This window comes from Streptomyces sp. NPDC020490, assembly GCF_044335305.1.
In the GTDB taxonomy this organism is placed as follows: domain Bacteria; phylum Actinomycetota; class Actinomycetes; order Streptomycetales; family Streptomycetaceae; genus Streptomyces.
In genome coordinates, this window is the sequence record NZ_JBIRUY010000009.1 from 6,322 (window position 1) to 22,062 (window position 15,741).

Genomic DNA, 15,741 nt, shown 5'->3' on the forward strand with positions numbered 1-15,741 from the left:
AAACCACCCCTCGGCGCCCCAACACCAAACAAACCCAAACCCCCCCCCCCCCCCCCCCCCGGGCCCCGGGCGGGGGGGGGGGGGGGGGGGCCGCGCGCCCCCCCCCCCCCCCCCCCCCCCCCCGAGCGGGACGATCCGAACGACAGGGCCTGGGCCCGGTCGCCTGCCCCGCCACCCGGCGGTGGCGCCGTACGAATCCTCGTATCCGTTGGAGAAAGAATTCCCGTGAGCCCGACCAATCGCACCGTGGTCGTCACCGGTATCGGCGCAACCACACCGCTGGGTGGCGACGCAGCCTCGACCTGGGAGGGTCTGGTCGCCGGTCGTTCCGGCGTGAAGCCCCTGGAGCAGGAATGGGCCGCCGAGCAGGCGGTCCGCATCGCGGCGCCGGTCGCCGTGGAACCCACCGAGGTCATCCCCCGGCCGCAGGCCCGCCGCCTGGACCGCTCGGCGCAGTTCGCGCTGGTCGCCGCCAAGGAGGCGTGGGCCGACGCAGGCTTCGAGGGCAAGGCCGGTGAGGACCCGAACGTCGACCCGGACCGGCTCGGCGCCGTCATCGCCTCGGGCATCGGCGGCGTGACGACCCTGCTCGACCAGTACGACGTGCTGCGGGAGAAGGGCGTCCGCCGCGTCTCCCCGCACACCGTCCCCATGCTGATGCCGAACGGCCCCTCGGCGAACGTGGGCCTGGCCGTGGGCGCCCGTGCGGGCGTGCACACGCCGGTGTCCGCCTGCGCGTCGGGCGCGGAGGCCATCGGCTACGCCATCGAGATGATCCGTACGGGCCGCGCCGACGTCGTCGTCGCGGGCGGCACGGAGGCGGCGATCCACCCGCTGCCGATCGCCGCGTTCGGCAACATGATGGCGATGTCCAAGAACAACGACGACCCGCAGGGCGCCTCGCGTCCCTACGACGTCGCCCGTGACGGCTTCGTGCTCGGCGAGGGCGCCGGCCTGATCGTCCTGGAGTCCGCGGAGCACGCCGCCAAGCGCGGCGCCCGCGTGTACGCCGAGGCGGTCGGCCAGGGCATCTCCGCCGACGCCCACGACATCGTGCAGCCGGAGCCCGAGGGGCGCGGCATCTCGCACGCCCTGCAGAACCTGCTGGACCGCACCGACCTGGTGCCGGCCGAGATCGTGCACGTCAACGCGCACGCCACGTCGACGCCGGCCGGTGACATCGCCGAGCTGAAGGCGCTGCGGAAGGTGTTCGGCGACGACGCGGACCACATGGCGGTCTCCGCGACGAAGTCGATGACCGGTCACCTCCTCGGTGGCGCGGGCGGCGTGGAGTCCGTGGCGACGATCCTCGCCCTGTACCACCGGGTGGCCCCGCCGACCATCAACGTCGAGAACCTCGACCCGGAGGCGGAGGCCAACGCCGACATCGTCCGCGGCGAGGCCCGCAAGCTGCCCGTCGAGGGCCGCATCGCCGCGCTGAACGACTCGTTCGGCTTCGGCGGGCACAACGTGGTGCTGGCGTTCCGTACGGTCTGACAGACGCCGCCAGGAGCACGCAAGGGCCCCCACCTCGGTGGGGGCCCTTCGCGTGGCGCCGGGTTGGGCGGCGCGGGGGTGTCAGACGACCTGGTGCAGCCAGCGCACCGGTGCCCCCTCGCCCGCGTACCGGAACGGCTCGAGTTCGTCGTCCCAGGGCTTGCCCAGGAGTCTGGCGATCTCCGCCTCCAGGTCCGTCTCGCCGTCCCGGGAGCGGGTCAGGGCGGCGCGCAGGCGGTCCTCGGGGATGAGGATGTCGCCGTGGATGCCGGTGACGGCGTGGAAGATGCCGAGGTCGGGGGTGCAGCTGTAGCGCTCGCCCTCGGCGGTGGGGCAGGGCTCGGCGGTCACCTCGAAGCGGAGCATCTGCCAGCCGCGCAGCGCGGAGGCCAGCTTGGACGCGGTGCCCGGCTGGCCCTGCCAGGAGAACTCCGAGCGCCAGGTGCCCGGCGCGGCGGGCTGCCGGATCCAGTCGAGGCTGACGCGCGTGCCGAGCACCCCGGCGACGGCCCACTCGACGTGCGGGCACATCGCGCGCGGCGCGGAGTGCACGTACAGGACTCCACGTGTCGTCACCGGGACCTCCGGGCAGAGCGGGACATCTTGCGAACTGGCGGACACGTGGCCGGGCGGGCCACGTTGATGGCGAGGCTACCGTGCGACGGCGCGAGGAGTGTGACGTACCGTCGGAGCCGGTGCCGGGAAACGTCCGCCATTCACCCGGTAGGACGCTTGTACGGGTGCCGGTGGCCGCACCGGGTGGAGGCCGGGAACCCGCGCGCGTTGTCATGGAGGGGGACTTTTCCGACGTCGACCGAGGGGATCAGCAGCGGATGCGCAAGCCCAGCCGCCGGTCACGGACCGTACTCGCCGCCGTGACGGCGGCCGTCCTCGGCGTCGCCGGGTGCGACGCCGCCGGTGGCGGCTCCGCCGGGCAGGACGGGACGAAGGCGCGGGCCGCGAAGCCGTCCGCGCGGTCGGCGCCGGTGTGGGACGTCAGCCCCGCCTCGATCGCGGCCGTCGGCGACTCCATCACCCGCGGTTTCGACGCCTGCGCGGTGCTGGCGGACTGCCCGGAGGTCTCGTGGGCGACCGGGACCAGTCCGCAGGTGGACAGTCTGGCCGTGCGGCTGCTGGGGAAGGCGAAGGCGGCCGAGCGCAGCTGGAACTACGCGGTGACCGGGGCGCGGATGGCGGACCTGCCCGGGCAGGTGGCGCGGGCGGTGACGCGCAGGCCGCAGCTGGTGACGGTGATGGCGGGCGCCAACGACGCCTGCCGGGCCTCGACCGCGGCGATGACGCCGGTGGCCGACTTCCGCGCCGACTTCGAGGAGGCGATGGCCACGCTGCGCAAGGCCCTGCCGAAGACGCAGGTGTACGTGTCGAGCGTGCCGGACCTGAAGCGGCTGTGGTCCGAGGGGCGCACCAACGCGCTGGGCAAGCAGATCTGGAAGCTGGGCCTGTGCCCGTCGATGCTGGGCGACGCGGACGCGCTGGACTCGGCGGCGACGCTGCGCCGGGACACGGTGCAGAAGCGGGTGGAGGCCTACAACGCGGTGCTGGGGGAGGTGTGCGCGAAGGACCGCCGCTGCCGCTTCGACGGGGGCGCGGTGTACGCGTACCGGTTCGGCACCGGCCAGCTGAGCCACTGGGACTGGTTCCACCCGAGCGTGGACGGCCAGGCCCGGCTGGCGGAGATCGCCTACCGGACGGTCACGGCGAAGAGGCGGTGACCGGTGCGAGGCGCTGAGCGCTCCGCCGGATGTGCCGCGTCGCGCCGGGGCGTCGGCCGCCGCGCCGTCGTGGCCGGTCGCGCGGTTCCCCGCGCCCCCCGGCTGCCCGGCTGCCCGGCTGCCCGGCTGCCCGGCTGCCCGGCTGCCCGGCTGCCCGGCCGCAGCGCACCTCGCCGACCCGCTTAGGATTCCGCTCATGAACGAACACTTCGGCACACTTCCCGACGGCACACCGGTGCACCGCTGGACCCTGGAGCGGTCGGGCACACGGGTGCGGGTGCTGTCGTACGGCGGGATCGTGCAGTCGGTGGAGGTCCCGGACCGGGACGGGCGCGCCGGGAACGTGGTGCTGGGGTTCGCCGGCCTGGACGGCTACCTCGCGCACCCGGAGCCGTACCTCGGCGCTCTGATCGGGCGGTACGCCAACCGGATAGCCGGCGGCCGCTTCTCGCTGGACGGGGTGACGTACACGCTCGCGCTCAACCCCCCGCCCAACTCGCTGCACGGCGGCGAGCGCGGCTTCGACAAGCGTGTGTGGGACGCCGTGCCGGTGGAGCACGGGGTGCGGCTGAGCCGGGTCAGCGCGGACGGCGAGGAGGGCTTCCCGGGCCGGCTGGAGGTGTCCGCGACGTACACGCTGGACGCGTCCGGCGCCCTGCGGATCGCCTACGAGGCGGTGACGGACGCGCCGACCGTGGTGAACCTGACGAACCACAGCTACTTCGACCTCGGCGGCTCGCGGTACGCCGGCGACCACGAACTGCGGGTCGCCGCGTCCCGCTTCACGCCCGTCGACGAGCACCTGATCCCCGCCGGCCCGCCCCGCGAGGTGGCCGGCACCCGCTTCGACTTCCGGCGGGCGCGCGAGGTCGGCTCCGGATACGACGTCAACTTCGTCCTCGACGGCGGGGTGACCGAGGCCGCCCGGGAGGTCGCCGAGCTGTACGACCCGGTGTCCGGGCGGGTGCTGACCGTCTCCACCACCGAGCCCGGCCTCCAGGTGTACACCGCGGACCACCTGGGCGAGCCCTTCTCCCCCGGCGCGGGCGTCGCGCTGGAGACCCAGCACTTCCCCGACTCCCCCAACCGCCCGGACTTCCCGACGACGGTGCTGCGGCCGGGCGAGGTGTTCCGTTCCGAGACGGTGTACGGGTTCGGGGTGCGCTGAGGTCCCCCACGGGCCCGCTACGGCGCGGCCGCGGTGCCGATGTCGTCGAAGACGACGGTGGCCGCGTCGGTGTCGGAGGTGCGCACCGTCACCGCCAGCCGCCAGTCCCCGGGCGGGGACAGCCGGACGATGCCGGACCAGTGCCCGGGGCCGGCCGCGTGGAGTTCCGTCGGCAGGGGGCCGAGGGCCCGCGCCGGCAGCGACCAGGCCGCCGTGACCTCCTCAGCCCGTACGGGCCCGCCGGCGGGATCCGAGAGCCGCAGGTCCACCTCGGCCCCGCCGTCGGCCCGCCGGGCCACCCGGACGGAGACCGTGCCGCGGCCGTCGGGGCTCCCGGTGTCGTAGCCGGCCGACATCCGTACCTGCGAGGGGACGGACGACGCCGCGGTGGCCGGTGTGTCCGCACCGTGCGGCGGGGCCGAACCGGCCAGAAGAGTCGACAGGGCGAGCACCACGGCGCCGATGGCGGTCTCGACGGCCAGCGTCCGCCGCATGCCGCGCAGCGCCTGTTCCGCCGGGCGGGCGTTCTCCTCCGCGGCGTGCGTACGGGTCCAGCGGCGCGCGAGCCGGGCCGTCGTCAGCAGGAGCAGGACGGTCAGCACCTTGGCGACGAGCAGCCGCCCGTAGTCGCTGGTCAGCAGCTGCCCCGGGGCGCCCAGCCGGCGCTGCGCCTGCAGCACGCCCGTCACCACCAGGATCGCGACGCACCAGCCCGCGGCCGTCGAGAAGCGGTGCGTCGCCACGGCGAGCGACTCCGGCCGCTCCCGCCGGGCGAACAGGCGGATCAGGGCCACCAGCCCGCCGAGCCACAGCCCCATGGCCAGCAGATGCAGCACGTCGGCGGTCAGCCCCAGGAGGACATGGCGTCCGGTGGCCGCGTGGCCGGCCTCGCCGTAGGTGACGGCCACGGCGGCCAGGGCGGCCGTCACCGGGAGCGCCCGGCGCGGGACGGTCCGCCAGGAGGTCACGGGACGCGGCAGGTTCCGGGACACCGTCACCAGCAGGAGACCGGTGAGCAGGGTCCGCGCGGCCGTCGTCAGGCCCGGCCGGCCCGTCAGCGCGGGGCGCAGCAGTGCGGGATCCAGCAGGGCGCCCGGCCCCGCCCCGGCCGCGTACGGCCCCTGGGCGGCCAGCCCGGCGCACGCGGAGGCGATGACGACCAGCCCGCCGCTCACGGCCAGCCGTCGCAGCAGGCCGCGGCCGGTGCCGTCGGGGACCAGCAACAGCATGCCGATCGCCCCGGTGAGCAGTGCCAGACCCGCGTACCCCACCCCGCGTGCGACGGACACCGCCGCCCCGAGCAGGGGGTCGGAGTCGCGGTCCGCGCCCGCCGGAAGGCCCGGCGCCCGGTTCGCCCCGGCCCCGTCCGTCCGGCCGACGGTGAAGGTGAAGGCGCCGTGGACGGGGTGCGAGTCCGCGGACACGGCCCGCCAGGAGACCACGTACGTGCCGTCCGGGACACCCGACTCGAGGGGGACGGTCAGGGCGCCGGGCCGGTCCGGCACGGCGGCGGTGTGCCCGGTGTCGGCCCGGCTGCCGTCCGGGCCCAGCACGCGCAGCCCGTCGCCGGTGACCTCGACCGCCTCGCTGAACCGCAGGGTCACCGCCCGCGGCGCCCGGTCGAGGGCCGCCCCGGCCGCCGGGGTGGTGGCGAGGAGTTCGGCGTGGGCCCGGGCCGGTGCGGCGGCCGTCAGCAGCAGGACGAGCCCGACGGCCGCGGCGGCCAGGGCGCGCACCAGCACGGGCAGTTCGGACGGCGGGCGCAGCAGCCCCGTCCGCTCGCGCCACCCCGGCCGGCCGGTTCGCCGGACGACCGGTACGGCCGGGGCCGCCGCTGTCCGGGAGTTCACCATCCCCGCGGTCCAGGGGACCTCTTCGCGGCGCGCCGGCGCGTCGCGGCCGCCGCGAGGAGACCCGCCAGGCCGGCTGCGGCTCCGGCACCGCCCAGCACGCGCGCGGTGACGTCCGCGGAGTCGCCGCCCCCGGACGCGGCGACGGGGGCGGAGACGTTCGGCGCGTCCGTGCCGGCCTCGCCGCTTGCCGCCCCGGAGGGCTCGCGCGTGGCCGACGCCTCGTCGGCGTCGGTGCCCGCGGCGGGGGTCAGCGCGAGGACGGGCGCGGGGTGTTCCGGCTCCGTCCCGTTCGCGGCGGGCTGCTCGATCCAGCGGACGACCTCCCCGTCGTCGTAGGTCTGCAGCGTTTTGAAGACCATCTGCTCGCCGTGCTCGGGCAGCGGGCCGAGGGAGACGTCGAACTCCTGGAACTCGCCGGGGCCGATCCTTCCGCCGGTCCAGACGATCCGGGAGACGGCCTCGCCGGTCTTCTTCCCGTCGTCGACGAGCGGCTGGTCCAGGTGCCGCTTCTCGGTCCTGACGGTCCATCCGGGGACCGGCCGGACGGACACGGAGGCGAGCGGCCGGCCGGCCGGCAGGACCACCTCCACCTTGGTCGTGGCCGCGTCGGGGCGCTCGTCGGGCACCCGGAAGGTGAGCCTCGCCCAGCTCCCCGCCTCGGCGCTCCGCGGATCGATGCCGACGTGGGCGGCGACCGGGCCCGCCGTAGCCAGCAGGACCACTCCCGCGGTCACACAGGTCAGGGCGGTCAGGGCGGCTCGGGATCGGGTGGGACGCATGGGCCTGCTCCGTTCGATGGGTACCGGCCGCAATATTTACCATAATTAACAGATCAACTTTGGCGGGTCTCAATGCATCAGTGGACGCATCTGACCAGGGGTTATTTGAAGCCGACAGGCGACATATGGGGGCGAAACGGTGCACCCTGTGATGTGCGCAACATGTTCAGCCCTAAATTTCTCTGATAAAAACCATTCCATCATCCGAACCAGCCCGAGGAAGGCCAGCATGTTGAGGACAAAGGCGCTGGTCGGCGCCGTCTCCTTCGCGGTCGCGGTCGCCGTCCCGTGGTGGTCCGTCTCCGCGGAGACCTCCTCCGCCCCCGCCAGACCGGCCGTCGACACGGCCGCGGCGGACCACGGCGGCGCCGCTCACGACGGCTCGTCCACCACCTCCACCGGCGGGGACACCACGGCCACGGACACCCAGCAGCACGACTGGAAGTCCATGGACCGGGAGATGGCCAAGCGCGACAAGTCGTTCCCCGCCAAGACGGCGGGCAAGGGCGCACAGCTCATCAAGCCCGAGATCCTGAAGGACGGGACCAAGCGGTTCACGCTCACCGCCAAGCCCGTGAAGTGGGAGGTCGAGCCCGGCAAGACCGTCGACGCCATGTCGTACAACGGCATGGTCCCCGGCCCCACCATCCACGTCGACGTCGGCGACAAGGTCGAGGTCGTCCTGAAGAACCAGCTGCCGGAATCCACGGTGATCCACTGGCACGGGATCCCCATCGACAACGCCATGGACGGCGTCGCCGACATCACTCAGGACCCGGTGGTCCCGGGCGGCACCTTCACCTACAAGATCAAGGCCGAGCGCGAGTCCGTCGGCTGGTACCACTCCCACCACAACGGCACCGAGCAGGTGACCAACGGCCTGTGGGGCGCCTTCCTGATCGGGAACGTGCCGCTGCCGGACCGCACGAAGGTCGCCCAGGAGATACCGATCGAGCTGCAGGACTCCGGCAGCATCGGACTGACCCTGAACGGCAAGTCGTTCCCCGCGACCGAACCCGTGCGCGTCCGCAAGGGCGACTCGGTCCTCATCCACTACTTCAACGCGGGCACCATGGCGCACCCGATGCACCTGCACGGACTCGACCAACTGGTCGTCGCCAAGGACGGATTCCCGCTGAAGAACCCCTACAAGGCGGACACCGTCCTGGTCGCCCCGGGTGAGCGTTACAGCGTGCTGGTCAACGCGAACCGGCCCGGCAAGTGGGCCTTCCACTGCCACATCTTCCCGCACTCCGAAGGCAAGACCGGCATGTTCGGCATGTTCACCGAGATGATCGTGAGCTGACGACCCGGCCGGCGTCTCCCCCCTGCCCTCCCCGCCTCCTCGAGACTGGAGTAACGCCGTGTCAGTCAGCACGGACCCCCCTCGCACCACCCCCGATCCCCAGAACAGACCACAGATACTGCAGCGGGCCCTCACCCCCTTGATGCCCGTGATCGGCGCCACGCTGGCGCTGGGCCTCGTCATCGGCCTGGCTCTGGTCGGCATCTTCCAGCCGCAGTCGTCGTCCGCCGCGACCGCGCCCGCCGGCGGCGCCAACGCCGTGCCCGCCGCGGCGCCCGGCGCGGGCAAGACCATGACGTTCGACATCGAACTCGGCGACCTCTACGTCAAGCCGTCCTCGATCGAGGTCGACGCCGGCGCGAAGGTCAAGCTCAACGTCGTCAACAAGGGCGCCATGGACCACACCCTCGCCCTCACCGGCGAGGACACCCCGCTGATCAAGCCGGGCGCCGCCACCACCATGAACTGGGGCCCGATCAACGAGCCGACCCAGGCGTGGTGCACCGTCGAGGGCCACAAGGCCGCCGGCATGCTGCTCGACATCAAGGTGAAGGGCGTGGCCGCCGCCGATTCCGGCGCCGGCGCCGTCACCAAGGCCGACCCGAACGCCGGCAACGCCAAGATCGACGCGAACGCCGCGCCGTCCGCCGGCTGGAAGGCCGTCGACCCGACGGTCCGTCCGGCCGACGGTCAGAAGGTCCATCAGGTCGACCTGCACGTGCGGGAGAAGAAGGCCGAGGTGGCGCCCGGGGTGACGCAGACCCTGTGGACCTACAACGGCACCGCGCCCGGCCCGACGCTGCGCGGCAAGGTCGGTGACACCTTCCGGGTCAGGCTGACCAACGACGGTTCGATGAACCACTCCATCGACTTCCACGCCTCCAAGGTGGCGCCGAACGTCCAGATGCGGCCCATCAAGCCGGGCGAGTCCCTGATCTACGAGTTCAAGGCGAACTACGCGGGCATCTTCACCTACCACTGCGGCGCCGCACCGATGATCCACCACATGGGCAACGGCATGTTCGGCGCCGTGATCGTCGACCCGCCGAACCTGCGGAAGGTGGACAAGGAGATCGCCCTGGTCCAGTCCGAGCTGTACCTCGGCCCGCAGGGCAAGGCGTCCGACCTCACCAAGATGATGGCCGGCACCAACGACGGGGTCGTCTTCAACGGCTACTACAACCAGTACGTCCACCAGCCGGTGAAGGTGAAGGTCGGCGACCGGGTCCGCGTCTGGGTGGACAACGCCGCCATCAACGAGCCCCTCGCGTTCCACACCGTCGGCCTGATCTTCGACACCGTGTGGAAGGAGGGCGAGTACCTGCTGAAGCCGGGCAGCCCGGACAAGGGCGGTTCGCAGACGCTGGACCTGTCGACCACCCAGGGCGGTTTCGTCGAGTTCACCGTCGACAAGGCGGGCACCTACACCTTCGTCAACCACATCATGAAGGACCTCTCCCGCGGTGCGGCGGGCCTGCTCGTGGCGGGCGACGCCCCGGCGGAGGCCCACTGACCATCCCGAACAGGCGCGGGGGGGGGGGGGGGCGCGGGGGGGGGGGGGGCGGGCGCGCCCCCCCCCCCCCCCCCCCCCCCCCCCCCCCCCCCCCCCCCGCCCCCGCCCCCCCCCCCCCCCCGGCGCATCCGCCCTCGCCGAAACCCGCCGCGACCCTCCCCTCCCTTGTTACGCTGAAGAAGAATTTCTCAGACCAATTACATTTCCACGATTCTTTCGGACGTTGATGCCATGGCTCCCGTTCAGCCATCCGACAGTCACCCCGGTCCCGCGGGCGGCGCCTCCCGGACGGCCATCCTCGAAGCCCTGCGTCACTCGGAGGGTCCGCTCACCGTGCAGCAACTCGCCGAGGGCCTGGGGCTGCACGCCAACACGGTGCGCTTCCACCTGACCCGGCTCACGAAGGACGGCCAGGTCCGTGAGGGGCGTGCCGGCCTCGGCGGTCCCGGCCGCCCCAAGCTCACCTACGAGGCCACCACCGGGAGGACGACCGGCTCCGCCGGGACGGCCGAGCGGGAGGGCAACGGCTACCGGCTCCTCGCCCAGATCCTGGCCGGCTATCTGGCCGCGACCTCCGACAGCCCGTCGAGGGACGCCGTCGCGGCGGGGCAGGAATGGGGCCGTCATCTGACCGAGCGCCCGGCCCCGTTCTCGTCCATCTCGGCGGAAGACGCCTTCGACAAGATCACCGCTCTGATGGACGGCCTCGGTTTCGAGACCGAACGGAGCGACGACCCGCCCCTGCTGCGGCTCCACCGCTGTCCCTTCCGCTCGGTCGCGGCGGAGCGCCCGGACGTGGCGTGCTCGGTGCACCTCGGCCTGATGCGCGGCGCCCTCCAGGAGATGGGCGCCCCCCTGCACCCCGCCGACCTCAAGGTCTCCCACTCCCCCGGCACGCCCTGCCTCGCCTTGTTCGAGCGCACCGGCAGGGCCGCGCCCGGCACCACGCCGTCCCAGCCCCCGCAGCCCCGCATCGGCGAACCGGAGACGGTCACACCGCCGGACGGCGAGTAGGCGTCACGGGGCCCGGCCCGCCGCCGTCGCGGCGGACCGGGCCCCGGCCGTACGGCTGCCCGTGCGGCACGACCGCCGGGACGGAACGAGCCCCGGCCCGGGGGTCAGGTCCCGGGCCGGGGCTGCTTGTGGGGAGACTTGTCCCGGATCAGACGTTAATCGTCGCCGTGATCCTGCGGTCCGCTATCGAGCGTCCGACCTGGATCTCGTACGAACCCTTCACAAATGTCCAGGCCCCGGTCTCCTCGTCCCAGACCTCGAAGGCGCGGCGCGGGAGCGTGACCACCGCCTCGGCGTTCTCGCCGGGCGCGGCCGTGACGTCGGCGAACCCGGCCAGCCGGCGCGCGGGGCGGCCGGCGTCGGGCTCGGCCGGGGCCAGGTAGACCTGCACGACCTCGCGGCCGGTCCGCTCGCCGGTGTTGCGGACGCGGACGGTGGCCGTCGTACCGTCCGCCGTCCCGTCCACGTCGACGGACTCGTACGTCCAGTCGGTGTAGCCGAGGCCGTGGCCGAAGGGGTACGCCGGGGTGCGGCCGGCCTTCTCCCAGGCCCGGTAGCCGATGAAGACGCCCTCGGAGTAGCGCAGTTCACCGTCGGCGGGGGTCACCTGGGTGACCGGGGCGTCGGCCAGGGAGCCCCAGGTGGTGGGCAGTCGCCCGCCCGGCTCGTGGGCGCCGGTGAGCACGTCCGCCAGGGCCGCGCCGCCCTCCTGGCCGGGGAACCAGCTCAGCAGCACCGCGGCGACGTCCTCGCGCCACGGCATCTCCACCGGGGAGCCGGAGTTGACGACCACGACGGTGTCGGGGTTGGCGGCGGCGACCGCGCGGACGAGGTCGTCCTGGCGGCCGGGCAGGGCCAGGTCCTTGCGGTCGAAGCCCTCCGACTCGACGCGGTCGGTGGTGGCGACCACGACGACGGCCGTGTCGGCGCGGCGGGCCGCCTCGACCGCCTCGGCGATCAGTTCGTCGGGGTCGCGCCGCGGCTCCTGGTGGGCCAGGGCGAAGCCGACGGTCTTCATGGGCATGTTCTCGGGGAAGGCGACGACGTGGGTGAGGGAGACCTCGACCGTCTCGCCGGCGGTGAGTTCGGCCTCGGCGCGGGGCACGGGGGCGCCGAAGAACGCCTCGAAGGGGTCGTCGTCGTGGGCGGGGCGCTGGACGTCGTCGTAGTACGTCGTGCCGTCGACGACCAGCCGGAAGGCGCCCAGGCCCTTGACGCCGAAGGTGTGCGTGCCGGTGTCGCGGGGGGTGAAGGTGCCGGTCAGCTCCACGGTGTGCAGGTTGTCGTGGGTGACGCCGTCGGGGAGGTCCGAACCCATCCACTGGATCAGGCCGCCCGGGGCCGAGCCGGTGCCGACGACGTCGCCGTCCGCGTTCCGGCACACCGCGCGCAGCTCGAAACCCTGGTCGGCGACGGCGAGTTCGGTGTTGGGGTCGGCGCCCACCGCGTACTCGACGGCGCCGTCGGGGAGGGCGGCGGTGAGGCCGTCGAGGGGGGAGACGATCCGGGCCGGGAAGACGGTGGCGGAGCCGCCGCCGAGGACGCGGGCGTCGCGGGCGGCGGCGCCGATCAGCGCCACGCTGCCCGGCTTCAGGGGCAGGGCGCCGCGTTCGTTGCGGACCAGGACGAAGGAGCGGCGGGCGATCTCGCGGGCCAGCGCGCCGCCGTCCACGGTCTCCGGCAGTTCGGTCACCGCGGGCTCGGCGCCCTCCAGGACGCCGACGCGGGCGGCGAGCCGCAGCACGTTGCGGACGGCGGCGTCGACCGCGGACTCCTCGACCTCGCCGTCGCGCACGGCCTGGGCGAGCGGTGCGCCGTAGACGGTCTGCGGGCCGGGCATGGCCACGTCGAGGCCGCCCTCGATGGCGCGCTTGGTGGAGCGGGCGGCCATCCAGTCGGAGACGTTGTAGCCGTCGAAGCCCCATTCGCCGCGCAGGACCTCGTTCACCAGGTAGTGGTGCTCGGTCATCGTCGCGCCGTTGACCGTGTTGTAGGCGGTCATGATGCCCCAGGGGTGGGCGTTCTCGACGATGATCTCGAAGGGGGCCAGGTACAGCTCGCGCAGGGCGCGTTCGCTCACCAGGTTGTTCACCGTGAAGCGGTCGGTCTCGGCGTCGTTGGCGACGTAGTGCTTGACGGTGGTGCCGACGCCGCCCGACTGGACGCCGGCCACATAGCCCGCGCCGATCAGGCCGGTGAGGTACGGGTCCTCGCTGTAGGCCTCGAAGTGGCGGCCGCCGAGCGGGGAGCGGTGCAGGTTGACGGTGGGGGCGAGCAGCACGTGGACGCCCTTGCGGCGGGCCTCCTGGGCGAGCAGCACGCCCGCGCGGCGGGCGAGCCGCGGGTCCCAGGTGGCGGCGAGGGCGGTCGGGGAGGGCAGGGCGACGGAGGGGTCGTCGGCGGTCCAGCGCACGCCGCGGACGCCGATCGGGCCGTCGGACATGACCAGGGACCTCAGGCCGATCTCCGGGAGGGCGGGCAGGGACCACATGTCCTGGCCGGACAGCAGCCGGGCCTTCGCGTCCAGGTCCAGCTTGCCGAGGGCCGCCTCGACGACCGCCTCGCGGGCCGCGTGGGCCTCGCGGGTCTCGCCGACCACGTCGGTCTCGCCTGCGGTGCCGGCCTCGCGGGCCTCGTCGGCCGGAGGGGTTCCTGGGGTTCCCGCCATCGCGGTGCCTCCTCGTTGAAGTCCGTGCAGTGCCCCCATCGTGCATCGGCTACCTGTAGAGCGGTAGGTTTCGTTATCCTGCCGTTATATTCAGGGTGGATGGATGGCATACCGTGACCCCATGAACGCCAGGGTCAGGAGCGAGGAACGGCGCACCGAGATCGTGCGGGCGGCGCTGGAGGTGATCGCCGAGCGCGGCTACCGGGGCGCGAGCCTGGCCGCGGTCGCCGAGCGCGTCGGGCTCACCCAGCAGGGGCTGCTGCACTACTTCCCGACCAAGGACGCGCTGCTGGTCGCGGTCCTGAAGGAGCGGGACCAGTGGGACGCGCTGCCGGACACCCGGTGGCGGGTCGATCTGCTGGCCGCGCTGGTGGAGTACAACGCGATGCGGCCCGGCATCATCCAGACCTTCTCGGCGCTGCTCGGCGAGAGCGTGACGGAGGGGCATCCGGCGCGCGAGTACTTCACCGAGCGGTACCGCAGGGTGCGCGAGAGCATGGCCGCCGTCCTGCGCGCCGAGTACGGCGAGCGCCTCCCGAACGGCCTCACCCCGGAGCGCACCGCCCCGCTGCTGGTCGCGGTGATGGACGGCCTGCAGTACCAGTGGCTGCTGGACCCGGAGTCGGTGGACATGCCGGGCGCGTTCCGCGACTTCCTGGCGCTGCTGGGCGAGTCCTGAACTCCGGCGACTTGCTTGCTGCCGGCTACTGCCGGCTGCTACTGGCTGCTACTGGCGCCAGATCACGGCCAGCGTCTTGCTGACCGCGCAGACCAGGGCGAAGGCGATCGCCCATGCCACGGCCCCGGCGGCGAGCAGCGCGGCCACGCCGGCGCCGAACCAGAGCAGTTCGAAGCCGACGCGGACCGCGCCGTGCGTCGCGTGCGGCGCCTTGCGCGAACCGAACCGCCCCCACAGCACGATCAGCACGGCCGGGGCGCCCAGGCCCAGCAGCCATGCCAGGGGCGCCGCCACGTCGCGGGTGAAGCCCCAGTAGCCGACGGCGGCGAGAGCGCCGAGCTCGATCAGGAACAGGACGCCCAGGTTCGCTGCCTTCATGGGCGGCAGTATCACCTGCCCGCCGGGACCGCCGCCACGATTTCCACCTCGATCAGCGCCTCCGGGCGGAACAGGCGCGGGACCTCGAAGGTCATGCTGGTCGGGGGTGTGCCGGTGAGGAACCGCCGCCGTACGGCGCCGTATTCCTCCAGTCCGCCGATGTCCGTGAGGTAGGTGCGGATGTTGATGACGTCCGCCAGGGTCGCTCCGTGCGCCGCCAGCAGCGCGCCGAGCGTCTCGAACACGCCCCGGCTCTGCTCGGCGAGGGTGGCGCCGTCGGCGATCTGGCCGGAGACGAACAACAGGGCGCTGCCGTCGGCCTGTTCGACGCGGGCGACCTGGGAGTAGTAGGGGCTCAGGGGCTGGGGTGCGGACGCGGGGCTGTCCAGGGTGACCTTCACGCCGCCCTGCCTTTCGGGTGCTTCTCCATGGCCTCGACGCTAGGCGGGCCCGTGTGATGCGACAAGCGAATGTCTAGCATGGCCGCCATGCCGAACTCGCATGTCCCGGACGGCGTTCCGGACGTCTCGACCGTCTGGCTGCGCGTCTTCCTCGAGGTCGCCCGGCACGGCTCGTTCACGCTCGCGGCGCGGACGCTGGGCTGGACGCAGTCGGCGGTCTCGCGGCAGATCTCCGCGCTGGAGGCGGCGCTCGGCGGCGGGCCGCTGTTCGACCGGCTGCCGCGCGGGGTGCGGCTGACGGAGGCCGGGCGGATCCTCGTACCGCACGCGGAGGCGGTCGCCGAGGCGCTGCACGGAGCGGGGCGGGAACTGGCGGCGCTGCGCGAGGCGGCGGACGGGCGGCTGCGGTTCGGGGCGTTCGCCACGGCCGACGCGGCGCTGGTGCCGCACGCCCTCGCCGCGTTCCGGGCCCGCCACCCCCGCGTGCGGGTCTCCCGCGAGGAGGGGCTCACGCCCGCGCTCCTCGGCCTGCTGGACGCGGGCCGGCTGGACCTGGCGGTGGTCTCCACGACGGGCCGCGCGCCGCTGGAGACGTACGAACTGCACCATCTCCTGGACGAGTCGCTGTACGTCGCCGTGGGGGGGGGGGGCCCCCCGGGCCCCCCCCCCCCGCCCCGGGGGGGGGGGGGGGGGGGGGCCCGCCCCCGGGGGCGGCCGGGGGCGCCCCCCCCCGCCCCCCACCCGGGGGCACC

At 73.6% G+C, this 15,741-nt stretch carries 14 protein-coding genes; 8 read left to right on the forward strand and 6 right to left on the reverse strand.

Translation table 11 applies throughout. From position 1 onward, the window contains the following. Positions 1–225 precede the first annotated feature (225 nt). Positions 226–1,497, forward strand: coding sequence for a beta-ketoacyl-ACP synthase II (gene fabF, locus ACH4ZX_RS11880; protein WP_398271226.1), 1,272 nt, complete (start codon positions 226–228; stop codon positions 1,495–1,497). A gap of 81 nt (positions 1,498–1,578) precedes the next feature. Here the strand turns inward: fabF and ACH4ZX_RS11885 are convergent, their stop codons facing one another. Beyond that, on the reverse strand, positions 1,579–2,073 hold the full coding sequence (locus ACH4ZX_RS11885; protein WP_324789764.1) for a DUF3145 domain-containing protein: 495 nt from the start codon (positions 2,071–2,073) through the stop codon (positions 1,579–1,581). Between the two features lie 257 nt (positions 2,074–2,330). Between ACH4ZX_RS11885 and ACH4ZX_RS11890 the strand changes: the two genes are divergently transcribed. Next, positions 2,331–3,230 (forward strand): SGNH/GDSL hydrolase family protein, encoded by a 900-nt coding sequence (locus ACH4ZX_RS11890; protein ID WP_398271229.1) that lies wholly within the window; start codon positions 2,331–2,333, stop codon positions 3,228–3,230. Positions 3,231–3,426: 196 nt separating this feature from the next. Beyond that, a complete protein-coding gene (locus tag ACH4ZX_RS11895) occupies positions 3,427–4,398 on the forward strand; it encodes an aldose epimerase family protein (protein ID WP_398271231.1) in 972 nt (323 codons plus the stop codon). 17 nt (positions 4,399–4,415) lie between these two features. Here ACH4ZX_RS11895 and ACH4ZX_RS11900 read toward each other — a convergent pair whose 3' ends face one another. Beyond that, positions 4,416–6,251, reverse strand: a complete 1,836-nt coding sequence (locus ACH4ZX_RS11900) for a copper resistance protein CopC (protein ID WP_398271233.1) — start codon at positions 6,249–6,251, stop codon at positions 4,416–4,418. Continuing rightward, positions 6,245–7,030: a YcnI family protein gene (locus ACH4ZX_RS11905; RefSeq protein ID WP_398271235.1), complete on the reverse strand. Its 786-nt coding sequence runs from the start codon at positions 7,028–7,030 to the stop codon at positions 6,245–6,247. Before ACH4ZX_RS11905 ends, ACH4ZX_RS11900 begins: the two co-directional genes overlap by 7 nt. 229 nt (positions 7,031–7,259) lie before the next feature. Here ACH4ZX_RS11905 and ACH4ZX_RS11910 point away from each other — a divergent pair, with 229 nt between their 5' ends. The 3 genes from ACH4ZX_RS11910 (at position 7,260) to ACH4ZX_RS11920 (ending at position 10,863) form a co-directional block, all read left to right on the forward strand. Then, positions 7,260–8,336, forward strand: coding sequence for a multicopper oxidase family protein (locus ACH4ZX_RS11910; RefSeq protein ID WP_398271237.1), 1,077 nt, complete (start codon positions 7,260–7,262; stop codon positions 8,334–8,336). A 58-nt stretch (positions 8,337–8,394) separates the two neighbouring features. Further along, positions 8,395–9,849 carry a multicopper oxidase domain-containing protein gene (locus tag ACH4ZX_RS11915; protein ID WP_398271239.1) on the forward strand — a complete coding sequence of 485 codons (1,455 nt, stop codon included), beginning with the start codon at positions 8,395–8,397 and terminating at the stop codon, positions 9,847–9,849. Positions 9,850–10,080: 231 nt separating this feature from the next. Further along, positions 10,081–10,863, forward strand: coding sequence for a helix-turn-helix transcriptional regulator (locus tag ACH4ZX_RS11920; protein WP_398271241.1), 783 nt, complete (start codon positions 10,081–10,083; stop codon positions 10,861–10,863). 148 nt (positions 10,864–11,011) lie between these two features. On the opposite strand, the gene ACH4ZX_RS11925 is transcribed toward ACH4ZX_RS11920, so the two are convergent. Further along, positions 11,012–13,531 carry a glycoside hydrolase family 3 protein gene (locus ACH4ZX_RS11925; RefSeq protein ID WP_398271243.1) on the reverse strand — a complete coding sequence of 840 codons (2,520 nt, stop codon included), beginning with the start codon at positions 13,529–13,531 and terminating at the stop codon, positions 11,012–11,014. A gap of 103 nt (positions 13,532–13,634) precedes the next feature. On the opposite strand from ACH4ZX_RS11925, the gene ACH4ZX_RS11930 reads away from it, so the two are divergent. Next, positions 13,635–14,210 (forward strand): TetR/AcrR family transcriptional regulator, encoded by a 576-nt coding sequence (locus tag ACH4ZX_RS11930; protein ID WP_398271245.1) that lies wholly within the window; start codon positions 13,635–13,637, stop codon positions 14,208–14,210. Between the two features lie 48 nt (positions 14,211–14,258). Here ACH4ZX_RS11930 and ACH4ZX_RS11935 read toward each other — a convergent pair whose 3' ends face one another. Both ACH4ZX_RS11935 and ACH4ZX_RS11940 read right to left on the reverse strand, forming a co-directional pair. Next, positions 14,259–14,588 (reverse strand): YrdB family protein, encoded by a 330-nt coding sequence (locus ACH4ZX_RS11935; RefSeq protein WP_398271247.1) that lies wholly within the window; start codon positions 14,586–14,588, stop codon positions 14,259–14,261. 11 nt (positions 14,589–14,599) lie between these two features. Beyond that, on the reverse strand, positions 14,600–14,989 hold the full coding sequence (locus tag ACH4ZX_RS11940) for a RidA family protein (protein WP_398271249.1): 390 nt from the start codon (positions 14,987–14,989) through the stop codon (positions 14,600–14,602). 87 nt (positions 14,990–15,076) lie between these two features. Here ACH4ZX_RS11940 and ACH4ZX_RS11945 point away from each other — a divergent pair. Then, positions 15,077–15,741: LysR family transcriptional regulator (locus tag ACH4ZX_RS11945; RefSeq protein ID WP_398271251.1), on the forward strand; the 665-nt coding region annotated here is incomplete at its 3' end.